This is a genomic window from Klebsiella sp. 141161 (assembly GCF_050600815.1).
GTDB classification, from domain to species: domain Bacteria; phylum Pseudomonadota; class Gammaproteobacteria; order Enterobacterales; family Enterobacteriaceae; genus Klebsiella; species Klebsiella aerogenes.
In genome coordinates, this window is record NZ_JAQIRN010000001.1 from 173,843 (window position 1) to 190,034 (window position 16,192).

At 54.6% G+C, this 16,192-nt stretch carries 14 protein-coding genes; 2 read left to right on the top strand and 12 right to left on the bottom strand.

Annotation, left to right across the window (positions count from 1 at the left end):
• Positions 1-10 precede the first annotated feature (10 nt).
• From tssM to PGR79_RS00945, 6 genes are all read right to left on the bottom strand, one after another.
• Positions 11-3,622, bottom strand: coding sequence for a type VI secretion system membrane subunit TssM (gene tssM, locus PGR79_RS00920; protein ID WP_430920841.1), 3,612 nt, complete (start codon positions 3,620-3,622; stop codon positions 11-13).
• Between the two features lie 2 nt (positions 3,623-3,624).
• Positions 3,625-4,854, bottom strand: a complete 1,230-nt coding sequence (locus PGR79_RS00925) for a DotU family type VI secretion system protein (RefSeq protein WP_032714535.1) — start codon at positions 4,852-4,854, stop codon at positions 3,625-3,627.
• A gap of 14 nt (positions 4,855-4,868) precedes the next feature.
• Positions 4,869-6,212 carry a type VI secretion system baseplate subunit TssK gene (gene tssK, locus PGR79_RS00930; protein WP_430920843.1) on the bottom strand — a complete coding sequence of 448 codons (1,344 nt, stop codon included), beginning with the start codon at positions 6,210-6,212 and terminating at the stop codon, positions 4,869-4,871.
• Between the two features lie 24 nt (positions 6,213-6,236).
• Positions 6,237-6,743: a type VI secretion system lipoprotein TssJ gene (tssJ, locus tag PGR79_RS00935; RefSeq protein ID WP_101704605.1), complete on the bottom strand. Its 507-nt coding sequence runs from the start codon at positions 6,741-6,743 to the stop codon at positions 6,237-6,239.
• Between the two features lie 24 nt (positions 6,744-6,767).
• Positions 6,768-7,262, bottom strand: a complete 495-nt coding sequence (locus PGR79_RS00940) for a hypothetical protein (RefSeq protein WP_015366552.1) — start codon at positions 7,260-7,262, stop codon at positions 6,768-6,770.
• Positions 7,263-7,909: 647 nt separating this feature from the next.
• A complete protein-coding gene (locus PGR79_RS00945; RefSeq protein ID WP_087860815.1) occupies positions 7,910-8,224 on the bottom strand; it encodes a DUF2502 domain-containing protein in 315 nt (104 codons plus the stop codon).
• Positions 8,225-8,504: 280 nt separating this feature from the next.
• Between PGR79_RS00945 and PGR79_RS00950 the strand changes: the two genes are divergently transcribed.
• Positions 8,505-9,788 carry a glycoside hydrolase family 10 protein gene (locus tag PGR79_RS00950; RefSeq protein WP_032715566.1) on the top strand — a complete coding sequence of 428 codons (1,284 nt, stop codon included), beginning with the start codon at positions 8,505-8,507 and terminating at the stop codon, positions 9,786-9,788.
• A gap of 74 nt (positions 9,789-9,862) precedes the next feature.
• Here PGR79_RS00950 and PGR79_RS00955 read toward each other — a convergent pair whose 3' ends face one another.
• On the bottom strand, positions 9,863-10,840 hold the full coding sequence (locus PGR79_RS00955) for an NAD(P)H-dependent flavin oxidoreductase (RefSeq protein ID WP_271032545.1): 978 nt from the start codon (positions 10,838-10,840) through the stop codon (positions 9,863-9,865).
• Positions 10,841-11,002: 162 nt separating this feature from the next.
• On the opposite strand from PGR79_RS00955, the gene PGR79_RS00960 reads away from it, so the two are divergent.
• Complete coding sequence (locus PGR79_RS00960; protein WP_271032546.1) at positions 11,003-11,887, top strand: LysR family transcriptional regulator; 885 nt, start codon at positions 11,003-11,005, stop codon at positions 11,885-11,887.
• Positions 11,888-11,934: 47 nt separating this feature from the next.
• On the opposite strand, the gene PGR79_RS00965 is transcribed toward PGR79_RS00960, so the two are convergent.
• From PGR79_RS00965 to PGR79_RS00985, 5 genes are all read right to left on the bottom strand, one after another.
• Positions 11,935-12,483, bottom strand: coding sequence for an RNA polymerase sigma factor (locus PGR79_RS00965; protein WP_015366547.1), 549 nt, complete (start codon positions 12,481-12,483; stop codon positions 11,935-11,937).
• Positions 12,484-12,500: 17 nt separating this feature from the next.
• Entirely contained in the window at positions 12,501-12,923 is a 423-nt protein-coding gene (locus PGR79_RS00970; protein WP_271032547.1) for a hypothetical protein, read from the bottom strand.
• 109 nt (positions 12,924-13,032) lie between these two features.
• Positions 13,033-13,986, bottom strand: a complete 954-nt coding sequence (locus tag PGR79_RS00975) for a hypothetical protein (RefSeq protein WP_271032548.1) — start codon at positions 13,984-13,986, stop codon at positions 13,033-13,035.
• A 72-nt stretch (positions 13,987-14,058) separates the two neighbouring features.
• The gene (locus tag PGR79_RS00980; RefSeq protein ID WP_213316102.1) at positions 14,059-15,165 is read right to left on the bottom strand and encodes a DUF4056 domain-containing protein; all 1,107 of its coding nucleotides are present in this window, start codon (positions 15,163-15,165) and stop codon (positions 14,059-14,061) included.
• A 66-nt stretch (positions 15,166-15,231) separates the two neighbouring features.
• A complete protein-coding gene (locus PGR79_RS00985; protein WP_045382251.1) occupies positions 15,232-16,185 on the bottom strand; it encodes a hypothetical protein in 954 nt (317 codons plus the stop codon).
• Positions 16,186-16,192 lie beyond the last annotated feature (7 nt).

Here is a 16,192-nt window from a genome sequence, read left to right on the forward strand (position 1 = left end):
TTCCTTGCGGTTATGGACATGAGAAACGGGGAAGCTGGAACGGATTGCGAATACTGTTCGGCGCAAACTCCAGCGTGACCTGATAACCATCGACGTTAAACGTTGCCCGACGGCTCAAACTGCTGCTGCCGGGCGCGGTGCGCGCTTTATCAAAGAAGCGGTTCAGCGCCCATGAGCCGCTGGTCACCAGCGTCGAGGTGGTACCATCGGCCAGACCGAGTTGCATACGCATCTGATTGGTGCCGCCCGGCCCTGGCCAGCTCATCATTTGCACCGCCTGCGGACCGTGGCTGTAGCGCAACTGCTGGCCATCAACATCCAGCGTCAGGTTGAGGATCCGGTTGTCCATGCTGATGGTGCGCACCGTCACTTTAAATGACGGCGTGGTCGCGCCATTGGCAAAGAACGCGTCGCGGATCGATTGCGCCTGCTGGAAAGGCCTTAATAACCCTTCACTACCCGGCAACGTTTTGCCATCGATGCCGGGCATAAAACGCCAGCTGGACTGCGTGGTATCGACTTTATTGGTCAGGTTGTCACGGAAGAAGGTATCCATCATGCCGGTGCCCGGAGCGAACATACGCGCCAGATCGTCCGGCGTGACTTCGCTACTGGCGCTGCGAACCAGCGGATAGCGCCCGGCGATAGCCTGGCGGCAGAAACCGCCGACCTCCACGCTAATCCGTTTACGTACGTTTTCGAGATCGCGGCGCTGGGTATCACTACTGGCGCCGACCGCCATTTTGCTGAACATGGTTTGCAGGCCGCCCGGTAAGCGCCCGGCGCTGGCCTGCAGACGGCTAATGGCATCGCCGCCCGGCGGTTGCATACCGCTGTTGGCGGCATCCTGTACCGCGGTCAGGTAGCGATAAAGTTCGTCGATCTGTTTGAGGAAATCATCGAACACAATCGTTTTGCCGCCCTTTTCCAACGGCTGCGCCAGCTCGATCAGCGGCGCGTAGTGTTCGGTTACCAGCTGTTCCGGCGTCTGGCTAAGCGCCGCGCCCTGGGTTGCGCCGCCCTCATCATGGCGGAAAAGCGCTTCCAGCGTTCGGGTCGCACGGTTGCCCTGCTCGGCTGAACTTTCGCTTTTAACCGTATCCGGCTCGGCGCGCGCCAGGTTCAGCACCTGACTCAGGTTGATAACCAGACGGCGCAGCGGCGAGTTACTGGCTGAAAGCAGACGCGCGGTGTTGATCCGCGATGACAGATCGGCGCTATTGTTGAGCTGAATATCGGCAAGGAAGCGATCCCAGTTGGCGATAAAATCACGCATATAGAGCTGACGGACGGCGTTATCGGTTTGCTGTTTATCTTCCGACGCGCTGGCGGCGCCCAGCACCCAGATATCATCTTCATGCAGCGCGCTGGTGACGTTATCGATCTGTTTATTGAACACCTTCCAGTAGCCATCTGGCGTGTACAGACCGGGCACGCCTTCCGCGATCGGCGTACCGCTTTTACGCGAGAACACCAGTTCGCTCTGCGGCCCGCCGAGCGTCGCCAGCGAGACCGCTTTCAGATTGTCGTCATGCTCAAGCAGACGTTTCAGCCGACCATACACTCTTGAGGAGAGCGGCTGCTGGTTAATCAACGCCCGTTCGCGGGCGATCAGCGCATCGTCTTTGGCATACGGCGATGACTGGATTTGCGGTTCCAGTAGCTGGACCAGATGCCCTTCCAGCTGCTGAAGCTGCGTCTGCGTCACGTTTTGCGGCAGGTTACGCTGCAGGTTAAGCATCACCCAGGAGAGTAAAAACTTGCCGTCATACTGCTTGGGCTGATAGAGCATTTGATAGGCTTTCAACGCCTCGTAGCTATATTCGGCGTCACTGCCATTGTCGTTACGCAACCAGGTAGTGATACGCATGGCGACATCCGGTAGCAGCATTTGCTGTAGCGCTTTTTGATACAGCGTCTGCGAGGCGTCGCTGACATCATTACCGCGGTAGAGTCCCATCCGGCGGCTAACCGGCGGGTCGTTGACGTCAAAGTCGGCGCTCTTCGGCAATTCCAGCAGGCCGTTGAGTAGCGGCAGCATGGCGAACAGATCGCGCTGCTCGGGGTTTTGCAGCGCTTTGCTCTGCTGCTCAACCTGCGGCACCTTCGCCGAGACTTCTTCCAGGTAGGCCTTATTTTTGCCGTAGCTGGTCAGCCACAGTACGCATGAAATGATTAACAGCGCCGCGAGCGCCGCATAGCCTGACCAGATCGCTGCGCGGTTACGCAGTTCCCACCAACGGTTCTGCCCGGCGATGCCGGCTTCCTGGAAAATCACGTTTTGCAGCAGGTTTTTAATGAAATAACTCTGGCCTTTGGCGCCGGGGATCGGCGCTTCTTTACTGACCGAGTCCCAGTTGTCGTTTTCATTTCCCTGCGGCAAAGACAGCGCGCGATTGAGTTCACCCATCACGCGGTCGAACGGTAACCCTTCCTGGGTGCCGCTGGCGAAATAAATGCCGCGCGGCGAAAACTCGGTTTCAAAGTTAGAGCGGGCAAAGACGGTACTAAGATAGTCCGCTAACAGCGGCCGCAACGCCGCAAACTCTTGCGGGAACAGCCAGGCTTCGGCGCGGGTTTTGGCGTCATGCTCTTGCAGCATTGTATCCGGCAGCCCGGCTTCAAGCCGCTGTTGCAGTAACGCAAACTCCTGGGTAAAGCGGCCCATCAGGTCGAAGTCAGCAACGCTTGCCTGCTCCCACGGGAAAGTGAAGCCCCAGATTTGATCGCGCTGCGCCTTGTCGTAATCGGCAAACCAGGCGCGGAAGCCTTTAAGCAGGTCGGCCTTCGTCACCAGTACGTACACCGGGAAACGAATACCCAACTGTTCATGTAGTTCAGAGAGACGCTGGCGCAGATTAACCGCCTGCTGCCGCGAGGCCTCCGTCGATTGCGTTAACAGATCGGAGATACTCACCGTGACGATAACGCCGTTAATCGGCTGGCGGCGGCGGTATTTACGCAATAACCCCATGAACTTCAGCCACTCGCTGGCGTCCTGCGCCTGCTCGCTCTCCTGGGTGGTATAGCGCCCGGCGGTGTCCAGCAGCACGGCTTCGTTGGTAAACCACCAGTCGCAGTTGCGCGTGCCGCCGATGCCGCGTAACGCCGTTTTTCCGAAGCGGTCGGCCAGCGGAAACTGCAGCCCGGAGTTGGCTAAGGCGGTGGTTTTACCGGATCCGGATGCGCCAATAATCACATACCACGGCAGCTGATACAGATAGTGGGTGCTAAAGCGCTGGGTCCACTGACCATTACCGGTTTTACTGAAGTGCGCTTTTTTCAACATTTGCGCGGCTTCATCAAAGCGATCGGCGAGGATCTGGTCTTCGCTATTGAGGCGCTGCTGCGGATCGTTGCCCTTCGGCGTGTCTTCCTTCAGGTTATCCATCAGCTTGCGGTTGAGCCAGGCGTTGTACAGGCGCGGCAGAATGTGGCTTTGCGCCCAGATGAGGTAGACCAGCGCAATAGATATAACGCGGTTTTGTTCCGATTCCAACGGCCGGGTATCGACAATCGACAATAGCGGGCCAATCATCCAGATGACGGCCGCCACCGCCGTAGCGCCGAGAAAACCCCACAGCAGCCGGTTGGTCAGTATGGAAAGCAGAAGTGTCAGCATCCTTAATTTCCTTGGGGCAATCCGTTCAGCTCAGCCCGGGTATTATCGGGCGACACCAGCAGAGTAATTTCCACACGGCGGTTACGGGCACGGTTCTCAGGAGTGGTATTCGGCGCGATGGGGTTCATTTCCCCTCGCCCTTCGGCTTTTACGCGTTCGGGCTGCGTCAGATGATTTTGCAGCTGTTTTTGTACCGATCGCGCGCGTTCCAGCGACAGTTCGTAGTTCGAGGCAAAGCGCGCGCTGCGGATAGGCACGTTATCGCTATAGCCGACTACCAGAATGCGTCCGCTGACGTTGTTCATCGCTTGCGCAATACGGTCAATGACCGGGTCGTAACGGTCGCGCACCACCGTTGAGGCCGAAGCAAATAGCCCGTCGCCTTTGAGAATCACGACGCTGCGGTCCGCTTCGTCACGGACCGCAACCAGCCCTTCGGCAATTTCCGGGCGCAGAAAACCTCGCAGGTTAAGTACCGCCGGCAATTTTTCCGCCGGCTGAGCAATCGACGCTTCCGGCAACGGCGTCTGGTAAATTTTCGCCAACACCGGGTTGGTGGCATCGCCAAGCCGCCAGTTAAGAATGATATAGAACAGACAGGCGGCGAACCCCGCCAGCGCGACGCAGGCCCATAGCGGCACCACCGGACGCCACAGTTTACGCAACACCGGGCGATCCTCGCCGTGAACCGATAACGGCGGCGCATAGCCGCCGCGTACGCCGCAAATCATCTGCCACAGGCGCTGCTTGATGGTCTCCAACTGCGTGCGGCCGTTATCCATTACCCGGTAACGCCCTTCAAAGCCGAGCAATAAGCAGTAGTTGATCAGTTCCAACAGATTGATGTGTTCACGCGGATTCTGCGACAGGCGCGCAAGCAACTGGAAGAACTTCTCCCCGCCCCAGGTTTCGTTATGAAAGGTCACTAAAAGACCGCTGCCCGACCAGACGCCGCTACTCCCCCATGGCGTCAAGGCCGCCGCCTCGTCCAGTGCGGTACACAGGCAGTAACGGGCGCCGACTATCACTTCGTAGGGTAACCCCGCCTGCTGACCGCGCACTTCAAAACGGCGGATTTCATCAATCAAACGCTGGCGCAAACCGGCCTGGTCATCGTGCGAAACCGAATGACGGATCTGGGGAATCGCATTTAGCAATGGGTTGGCGGCCGTCACCAGGGGATTATTGCCGCTCACGCCATGACTGGCAGCGGCCTGTTGTTCCTGCATCATCAACGCTCGCTTTCTTATTCCGACGGGCTACGGATAGCCCAAAATTCCATATCCAGGCCGGGGAACTCGCCTGCCAGATGCAGTGCGAAGGCGCCAGATTTCTCCATGTCGTTCCACAGCTCGCCGCCCTTTTCGACTGCAAAGTAGTTGTAACCGGCATGCCACGGAATTTGCTGCGGCGCGGCGGGCATAGCGCGCAGGATCAAACCCGGTAGCTGTAGTTGCACCAGATCGCGAATTTTGCTCACCGGCGCAACTTTCATCTGCGCCGGGAAGTGCGTTTGCAGTACATCACCCGGTACGCTGGCTTTAACCGCCAATACGAATCCGAAATCACGCACCATGCTGCTCTCAGGTACGGTCGCGATGTTTAGCCCATGCGACCGTTCTATCAGCGGCAGCTGGATGGCATTGTCTTCCATTACCTGTGATAACCCCTGGCGCAGCAACAACATCAGTTTGCCGAAGCAGCTAGCGAGATCGTCATGGTCATAAATCGGCAGCGCGGCATCCGGACCGCGCTGCGCCATCCAGGTCGTCAGCTCGGCGGCGAACGGCAGCCAGCTATTCCACAATGACTCGGGGTGAATTAACGGCAACGTTTTGAGATGTGAGAGATGGCCGAGATGGCGATTGACCAGCGCAAGTAGAGTGAACTCAATTAATTCAGAAGTATTAAAACGCCCCGGCTGTCGCAGCCGGCTGCCGATTTGCTGGCTACGCTGCGCCAGCAGACCATGCAAGTCGTTGATCATCGCGTAAATCAAAGGATGATTGATGCCGTTGAGCATCGGCGGGATGTAGCCATTATCGAGTTTTACGGCGTTATCGTTGCGCTTCTCGGCGATGAACGCCACGCCGATAGCCGTCCACTCGGCGGTCAAATCCTTTTCCAGCATCAGGGTGAGCCGCGGGCGGGCAAACTGCACGGTGGCATCGCCGACCGACAGCGCATTGTCATCTTCCACATCCTGTTCAAACGCGGTAAATCGCGCTAGCGAGTCTTTTTCCTCGCTGAAGATAACCTCTTCCCGACCGCCGCGGCGTATCGGCAAGGCCAATACGACTTTTTCGCCCGTGACGTTATCCGGGATTTGCAACGGCGCCGGGCCCTGACGAGCATCGCGAAACTGGAAGAACGTCCCATCCGGCAGCAGGCCGCTGGCATAGCTCAGAGCTATGCACCCCTGACGCAGCATCGCATCATCAAGTTCAATCTCAAGAAAACCCCACAGCCAGGAGCGCTGTAATCCGCCCCATTCGCGAATTTGCGTTTGCAGGTAGCTTTCTGCCCGCTGAAAGTGATGCGGACGCAAAAACATGCCTTCGGTCCAGACCACCTTTTCTGCTTTATTCATACAAATTTCCTGTTAGGGCTCGCGCTATTGCTGCACGACGCGGATCCCGTTAACGTCAAGATATAAATTGGCTTGCAGTTGATCTGCCGACAGTTTCCAGAACTGCCAGAAAGGGGTTTCGCCAGGCGTTGGCAGAGGAAGAGAAATGCGCCACTTTTTACCATCCAGAGATTGGTATTCCGCCATCACTCCGATATAACGCGCCTCCGGCGAGCTTTGCCCGCTGAGTTTTTTTGCCAGTTGCCCCGGCATCAGGAAAAATTCATCGCTGTTCAGCAAGTTGCCGGCGAGAACTTTTTGCGCGTTATTTTGTAAGGAGTAGAAATCGGCGGACATGAATTCCGCATCGGATTTCAGCACTAACACTCTGACCTTTAATGGCGCAGAGCTGTTAATTTGCGGGTGGGCCTGGAACTGAAGATTGTATCGGGCAGGGTCGCTGTGTGAAGACGAACCACATCCACTAACCAACGTAAAAAGAAACAAATAAAACGCCAGCATGACCTGGCGTAAAAGAGAGTTATTATTCATACGGTGTCGCTCGTAAAGGCGGGATTAATCCAGAATCCAGGTACCGTTATTGCCGTTTTTGCAGGCTTTGGTATTTCCGTCGACGCTCACGCAGGTCGCTTTCTTACGCGCCTTCGGGCGCTTCGACTGTTCGCGAACCGTTTTATCATACAGCTCACTTTTGACAACGGCATTGGCCGGAGCATAGCCAATTAAATTTTCCTGACCTTCATTGGCTAATGCTATCCAGCCGTCCTGGGCCTGTCCCAATGCAATATAATTAGCACCGGGAACTAATTGCACAATCACTTTGCCGCCATAACCGGCCTGGCTCATTACCGCGGCGGAATACAGCGCGCGATATTCTGCGTTAATCGGGGTAAATTCCGTTGGCGGAACAACAATATGGCGATGGGTCAAATTGACGCCGTTAACCTGCGTGGTTTCAATGGTGTCATCGGTAATTTGCGGCTTCGGCGGCGCTTCGCACCCTGCCAGTGAAACCGCAATCATAGCGGCTAAAAACACTCGCGTTTTCATATGCTTTTCCATTGCAATGCTATTATTTTCTTAAGGGTTATCCCTGCTTGAATAACAAGTCTGAATATCCTTAATCACTGTGCGTAAAAGGGTTCCCGGTGTGGTATGGGCATAGCTACCGCACGAATCTTCACCGCAGTGGATCCCTTTATTACATTTCATTAACTATCACCACACAATTTTACAGATCGATCGAGTCAATTCAATACGCAATTTCGCCTCGTAGTTATGGGTGGTTAGCGTATTTAAACTTTTAGGATTAATCTCACTCGCTCTTTTAGCGCAGAAAGTCGAACAATCGCCGAAAAAGTGTAATACCAGAGACCATACAAAAGAAAGTGTAATTTAACCATGTGATTTAAAAGATATATTTAATTATTTTGCAAATCGGATTTTTCATTCGCTGTGAATATGGAATAGTCTTAAAAAACATTTCGCGGTAAATTTGCCCGCCAATCTTGGTAGGCTATTTTTATTTTCATCAGGTAATACTGATGCTGTAAAAACTCAAAGTGATATTTGACATTATTGCGGGAGGCTTCTAAAGACAGTTTACGCAAACCATCGACAGCAGCGAATAATGAGTTGAATCTTGAGGGGTGAATTGCAGTAGCTAAAAAACGGAGCCTGATGGCCCCGTTAATGTTTTAGTGATGATGCTTCTTGTGATGTTTATAGTATTCTTTCTCACGCTTCTTCGCATCTTTACGACCGTCGTGGTAGCCCTTCTCGTAGGCTTTACGCTGTTTTTTCTCTAGCTTTCGCCAGTGCTTGTCGCGATATTCATAATGACGATGCCAGTAGTCTTTATCACGCCAACGGCCGCCGTCCCAGTAATGACCGTAGGAATCCCGGTCGCCTATCTGCAGTTTAATAGCCGGTAAAAGCGTAATCTCCTCGGCCTGGGTGACGATCGGTGCGGATGCCAGCAAAACGGCGGCCAGCAATAATATTTTTCGCATCGGATTCTCCTTAGCTGTGCGTCTCGTAATATGTTGTAACACAACTGACCAGCTAATTATCCAGGTTAATTCTGCTTTTTCAGCTAACTGCTGAGAAAGGTTGTCGTTAGTTCTGCACGTTACGCGTACAGATACCAGACAAAAGGCATTTTATTTTTCTTTGCATCGGAGCGCGGCTTGCCCTGGTGGGGGAATCATAAGACAATGTGATTTTTCAAGCGTCTACATGCCTACGGGAGTAATAATTATCGCTTCTCGTCGCCTTCTCTCCGTCACCTGCATGACCCGGCTCGGCGCGGTTGCCGCCGCCGTACTGCTGCTCGTGACTTGCACCAGTAAAGCGCCAAAATCGCTGGTGACCGCCAGTAAACCGCCCGTTACGCAAAAATCGGCAAAAAATCAGCAGCCAGTACGCGGCGTCTGGATCACCACGGTTTCTCGTCTCGACTGGCCGCCGGTGGGTTCAATTATCGCCAGTAGCCCGGAAAGCCGTATCAGCCAGCAAAAGCTGGCCCTGATCGCCAAACTCGACAATCTACAACGCCTGGGCATCAATACCGTCTTCTTCCAGGTTAAACCGGACGGCACCGCGCTGTGGGATTCCCACATCTTGCCGTGGTCAGACATGTTGACCGGCAAAATTGGCGAAAATCCCGGCTACGATCCGCTGCAGTTTATGCTCGATGAAGCGCATAAACGCGGGATGAAAGTTCACGCGTGGTTCAACCCGTATCGGGTATCGGTTAATACCAAACCCGCTACCATCGCCGAGCTTAACCACACCCTGACTCAGGTCCCCGCCAGCGTATTTGTCCTCCACCGCAACTGGATACGCACTGCCAGCGATCGCTTTGTCCTCGACCCTGGGATCCCGGAAGTCCGTGACTGGATCACCAGTATCGTGGCGGAGGTGGTGCAAAACTATCCCATCGACGGCGTGCAGTTTGATGACTATTTCTATACTGAGACGCCGGGATCGACGCTGAACGATAATCAAACCTATCAGCGATATGGTCAGGGTTATGCCTCAAAAGCCGACTGGCGGCGTCACAACACCCAACAGCTGATAGCGCAGGTCTCACAGACCATCAAGAAACTCAATCCGCAGGTTGAGTTTGGTGTCAGCCCGGCGGGGGTATGGCGCAACCGCTCCCACGATCCGGCCGGCTCTGACACCCGCGGCGCGGCGGCTTATGATGAGTCCTATGCCGATACCCGCAGTTGGGTTCAACAAGGGCTGTTGGATTATATCGCGCCGCAGCTGTACTGGCCGTTCGCCCGCGATGCCGCGCGCTATGATGTGCTGGCTAAGTGGTGGGCTGATGTCGTGAAACCCACTCACACCCGGCTCTATATCGGCGTAGCGCTGTATAAAGTCGGCGAACCGTCAAAAAATGAACCAGACTGGATGGTCGACGGCGGCGTGCCGGAGCTGAAAAAACAGATCGACCTCAATGAAACCACACCGGGTATTCAGGGGACGATTCTGTTTCGTGAAAACAACCTTAACCAGCCGCAAACCCAGCAGGCGGTTCAGTATCTGCAGCAGCGCTGGGGGAGCTAATTCCGGCTAATCACCCTCCCCGTTGTCGCAAACGGGGAGTTTCTGTTTTCCGCATGAGAGCGCGGGAAGGCAGATTAAACCGTCAGTTCCTCCACCACTTCCGCTACGCTCTTAATCCGCTGAATACTGCCGATGCCGGTTCCCAATGAAATGTAGCCTTCGTCAGTGTTGCCCTCCAGCATACCAATTCGCAGGCCACGTAAACCGCCCATTTCCGCGGCTATGGTTTCATTACTGGCGCCGGATTTATCTAACGCCACCAGCCTGGCGGCTAATTTACCCGGCAGCGAACGATAGTAATCTGGCAATGTGCGAAATAGCTGCAAATCCAGACCGTTAGCTTCCACGATCATCTCTTTCACCGATGGCGGCACGCGGCTCTCGGTGGTGCTGATAAACACGGAGCCGGCAAATACCCCCTGCGCGCCCAGCGCGTGGGCGGCCCTGGCGGTGCGCCGGTCGGTAATCCCGCCAGCCGCCAGCACCGGCACACGCTTCACCGCATCAACAATCAATGGCACGATTGAAAACGTACCTAGCGCCGTTCCCGGAAGCGTTCCGCCTTCGTCGAAGCCGGTGGCGACAATAACATCGGCCCCCATCTCCTCGGCTTCGCGGCTGTTTTCCGGCGTCGGGTTAATATCACGATAGATAATGTTGATCCCGGCCTGCTTAAGCGTGGCAAACAGCGAGGGAATGATAGCCCCTTGACCATAGCCGGTATAAACCACCGCTTTAACCCCCTCTTCTTTTACTACTTCTACAATCGGCGGCGTCCAGATATCGTTTTCAACCGTCGGAATGAGATTGACGGCAAAAGGTTTCTCGGTGAGTAATTTCGTTTTACGGATCTCTTCACGCATCTTTTCTGCCGTTTCCTGCGGCGTCGAGACGGCGGTTTGCGCGGTTAAACCCGCATTCGGCCCTAATACGCCAAGCCCGCCGGCATTACTGACTGCGGCGACTAACCGGGCGTCGGTTAGCCAGGATAGCGGCCCCTGAATGACAGGTTTTTCAATACCGAGAATATGGCTAACAGAATGGTTTTGCATGATGCGACTTCCTTAGTGTGTTTTCTGGCGCTTAGCGCTGGGATGACGCCACTGTAGGCCGCTTTATTGTTGGGAAAAATAGTAAAAGTTATCCTTCACTGTTATTAAATAAGTAATAATCAAAGTGAAATACGATGTTGTCATCGGAGCACATTGGCACAAATGAACTTAAATCTGTTTGAATCTATTAAGATTTTTATCGAGATTATCGAGTCTGGCAGCTTTACGCGCGCCGCCGAGAATCTGCAGATCCATCGCCCGGCGGTCACGAAAGCGCTACAGCAGCTTGAGCAGCACTGCGGCGTTCGACTTCTGCAGCGTACCACCCGACAGATCCACCTCACCCCTGATGGCGAGGCGTTTTATCGTCGTAGTAAACCTCTGCTGGCGCAGGCCGATGATCTTATGGAGTCTTTCGCCCCGCAGCGTCCGCTACGTGGTCAACTGCGCATAGATATGCCTATCGCTCTGGCGAAGTTAGTGGTCGTGCCGAATCTCCCCGCCTTTTATCAGCAACATCCGGAGATTGAAATTGTGCTGAGCAGCTCCGACCGGCGGCGGGATATGCTTCGCGAGGGCCTCGATTGCGTCCTGCGCATTGGCGAGCTTGAAGACGGTGACTATATCGCACGTCATCTCGGTACCGTCGGTATGAAAACCTGCGCCAGCCCGGCCTATCTGGCGAAATACGGCGTTCCCTCAACCCTTGACGACCTGCAGCATCATCAGGCGATCAACTGGCTGAATAACAGTAATCATCAGACCATGCGCTGGGTGTTTCAAACTGACGCCGGGCAGCAGGACATTTCGCTAGCGGGTAAACTGGTGGTGGATAATTCAGAGACTTACATCGCCGCTGGCCTTGCTGGACTCGGCATTATGCAGGGCCTGGATCTTTTCCTTCACCCCTGGTTGAAAAGCGGCGAGCTGGTTGAAGTCCTGCCGAATAATCCGGTTCCCTCCAGGAAGTTATCGCTTATTTATCCCCATCGTCATGTATCGCGCAAGGTGCGCGTCTTCGCCGAGTGGCTGGCGACAATGTTATAGAAATACAGATAAAATAAAGCCCGGCGCTATCTGTCGCCGGGCATGAATTAAGGTGCGGTAAGTTCATCGTAGAGCGTTCGCAAACGGCTGCGCAGAAACAGCACCGCTTTGTGTTTACGCGACAGCCACGCCTGCTCGCTGGCGCCGCTCTCTGCCGCCAGCTCCCTGTAGCTATAGCCCTGCAGCTCGGTTTTCTCGAAGGCTTCACGCTGCAGCGGCGGCAGCTCCGCCAGCGCCTCGGTTAAAGCCTCCCACAGCAGTTCTTTAAGATAGGCTTCCTCCGGCGTCTGCGCGACGCCAAACAACGTTTCCGCCAGCTCATCCTCGGCAAAGCCGCCATCGCCATCTTCATCAGTATCGAATGTTAATGGCAACTCGCGCTTCTTACGCGACCGGTCGGTCATTTCATTACGCGCCGCCCGGAATAACCATGCCGCCACGTTCTCCACCGGTTGCTCGACCTTCATCAGTTGCAGGGTGACTTCCTGCAGGATGTCATCGGCATCGTCACGTACGGCGGTTCTACCGCGAATAAACGCGCTTAAACGCGCACGACAGGCGGCAAGCGCAGACAGCAGCCGTGATTCCCCCGCCATCGCGTTGTTTACCTCGTTCACTCGGCATCCGGCGCTTTCGCCGATGGGTTATCGTCAGTCGGTTGCCCACCGCGACGTTCATGCCAGCCGCAACGTCCGCGATGTCCGTGGCGGCCGAAACGTTGGGCAAACTCCTCTCGCTGCTCCGGGGTCATGGTCATCCAGCGTTCATGCATGCGTCGACGCGCCTGAGCCATACCAAACATACCGCGATGAAAACCTAAACCGCCAAACAAGATACGGCACAGCGCCAGCAACCCCAAAGCCTGCCAGAAACCGATGCTTTTCACCCCGAAGATAGCCGGCAGCAATGCGTTCCATAGTGACATCACGACCAGACTCAGTACCACAACAATCAGCGCGCCGATAATCAGCGGCCGCGCCATTCTGTGACGTCCAAAACCCTGGTGATGATGCCCGTGTCGTTCAAAATCTCTCATCGTCAATTACCTCATAATAATGTATGTATCGAGGTAGACGAATCAGCGAAGAAAATATTGCCAATAAAAATGAAAAAAATAGCGCAATCATGAAAACGGGTAGTATCACTCAAAAACTCATCGCTAAACCGAGGCCATACCCTTCGGTGTTATTACCGAACATATAGCGGGCCACCAGTCGGGTACGGGTGATAAATACCGGATACTGGCTGCTGTCGAGCTCCAGACCAATGCCGAGCGAACTCAGGCTATCAAAACCGAGTTCACCGCGCTGGTCGCCAAGATAGATAGTATGAGCCCCTTCCAGCACATAGCGTACCGGGCTTTTCAGCAACATCCAGTCAGCTATCGGCGCGCGTCGACGAAGGTAGATACCCAGATTTTCGGCACTGGCCTGCCCCTGTACCGCTTCTGATGTGCTACCGAAGGTTTGCAAATTCATCGCGGAATAGCGCGCTTCTATGTCAATATCCTGCGTTTTGGAAAACAGTTCATAATCAAGCATTAACGATCCGCCCAACCCATAAGCGTTCAGTCGCCCACCATCGAGGAAGCGAATATCGGCATCCGTTTTACGTTCGAGCGCCCAGCGACCGAGGCGCGCATCGCTGGCCATGGTGCCCAGCATCATATTGAAGATAGGCCGTAGCACCAGTTTTCCACCCCATCGGTCCTGATACAATGGAAAGTCCCAGCCGACGCCGCCAGTAGCGGTCAGACTGTTCCATTTGGTGGGAATGGTACGGCTCTGGGCACCATCGCTGACCACAAATTGCGGATCGTAGCGACTGTAACCGAGGGTGCCTTCCAGATAGAGCGGAAAAACCTCACTCAAGGTGGCGCCGCCGCCAAATTGCGTGAGGGTTAGTTCGTTTTTCTCATTCGCGCCGGAGCCAATATTCAGATCGCTGGCGGTAACGTCAGGTACCACGGTGTAACTCATTAAGGTGAGCACCGCATCCGCGCGCTGCTTTAGCCGACTGCCGTCAAGGGCATAGCATTCCTGACTAACTAAAAGCACCGTCAGTAGCAGCCAGCACGCACGCGGAACACCAAATACCATAGCCTGATGCTACCTCATCAATAACGGGGGAATTCGTTTGATTGAGTATAGCCAGCAGCGTCCAAACGTTAGTTATTTTTCAATACGCTGCAGCTGAATGGCATCCGCCTGCTGCGCTTTATCAGCAAGCTGCTGGAACTGTTGCGGAGAATAAAAATTATGCGGCGCTGGCAGCGACTGCATATCCTGCCCCGGATGGATTTGCAGTTGACCCAGTTCAGCGAGCGTAAATCCGGCAACTTCCTTTGGCATCGTCAGGCGATACGGCGGCGTGCGTTCAAAAGGAACCGGCGTTGGTAGGCGATTTTCGCTGAGATCGTAATTCCGCTTCAGCACCAAAAATTTGTCCGGTACCCTGCGCTTACTGTTCCACCAGTCGCCGTCAATCTCGCGAAACATCCGTTCCGTCTCACTTTGCGGCGCGACCAGCAGTTTGACCAACGCCTGTTTTAACGCCGCTTCCATCGCCCGGTTGTAGGCATCGACTGAACCGGCTTGCCCTTGCAATATGACGTTGATCGCCAGACGTGCGCCTAGCAGATTGGAATAGAGATCCTCCGGCGAAAAGGCGGAAATTTCTTCTGAAAAACCCGGAACCGACTGGAAACCATACCATTGGGCGATCTCATGCCACTGCGCAATTTCGAAGGCCAGATGGCCTGCAAGCCAGGCGGCAATGGTATATCGCTGCGGCATTGAAGCCGGCGGCGTAAAGGCATTTAACTGGACGCGGCGTACGCCCAGTTCCTCGCTATAAAAGATGCGTCCTGACTGCCCGAGCGTCGGGTAAATTCGGCTGAATAAATAAAAGGTGTAATCAGCGGTATCACGCACATGGGCAATATCAATAAAACCGCCGCGGCGGGTATAAATAAGGCCATTGTGCTCATCGCTTAAGCCAACCAGATTTTTGACCGCGCCGAGTGCGCTATCGTTGTAATGATGCTCACCTAAGGTATCGAGCGTCAGCACATTACCAATCTGATAAACCGGGATTGGCACGCCAATGGCGCGCACCCGCAGATCGAAACCGAAGGCGCAGCATGGGCGCAGCGATTCCGGCGGCGATAATTCACCCACTACCGGGCTGACATGGTTAACGGGAATCGTCGGTAATACCGGGTCCTGGGCAAATACCGAAAAAGCAGCCGCCAATAACCACCACAAACTCTTACGCATCAAAAGCGTTCTCCATGACACAAAAACAGCGCGCATCATACTCGCCGATGGCTACACGCCGTTAAGTCAAAAACGGTATTCACCGGCGACAAAGAAACTATTGCGATCGTTAAAGCCAAATTCGGTCAGAACGTTGAAGTTACGCGTGATTTCGTACTGGGCGCCGATCAGCATATTCCATGGTGAAGTGAGTTTCTGTTTGACATCAAACTTGCCGTCGCCGTCTTTATTGACCGCGGCAATCAATGGCTGCAGCTGTGGCGGCATATGCAAATCGGCCAGGTTGCCTTTAAATTCCTGCTGCACATCCTGATACATACTGCCGACCCACACGCTGAGATGCGAAGGGCCAGAAATCCCCTGAAGGTTGAAGCGATAACCAACCCTGGGTGACACTGTCACGGCAGAGATGCTGCCGTCGAGAATATCAAAATCGGTGCGGGTATAGTTTGTATCGACGAGGGCAAACCAGTTCTCATAGCCGCCAGCCAGCGTGAACCCGCCTCCCCAGGTGGTACCTTTGAAATCGAGAACAAAATCGATATTTTGCAACTCGCCGCTTTGGTTGAGGTTATGCACTGCGCCGGCGATGATGCGATCCAGACCGCGGTATTGCGTTGGGTCGGCATCGACCGACACATTCGACACCGACGAACCGCGGGTGTGGCCTAGAATCCCGTAGACATTAAGGAAGGGAAACACCCACATATCGAGCCGCAGGTTCTCAGTTTTGCTCTTCTCTCGCGTGTGTCCGGCATCGATGGCGAACATGTCGCTGGGGATCGGATGGTTACCCAGCTTCAGTCCGGAAAAGGTGATGCTGTCGACCATAATATCCTGGCGCATATTCATATAGCTGAGATTGACGCCAAACGGCAGCGGGATGGAATAACCGCGAGCGCGCGCTTCGTCGCCCCAGATGGGAAAGTAGCTATCGCTGTCGTCACTTTCCGCCGCACAGGCATTCCACACGGCGCCAGAGGTCAACAGCAGCGTGATGACGGTTGTTTTCCATCTCATTTTTATT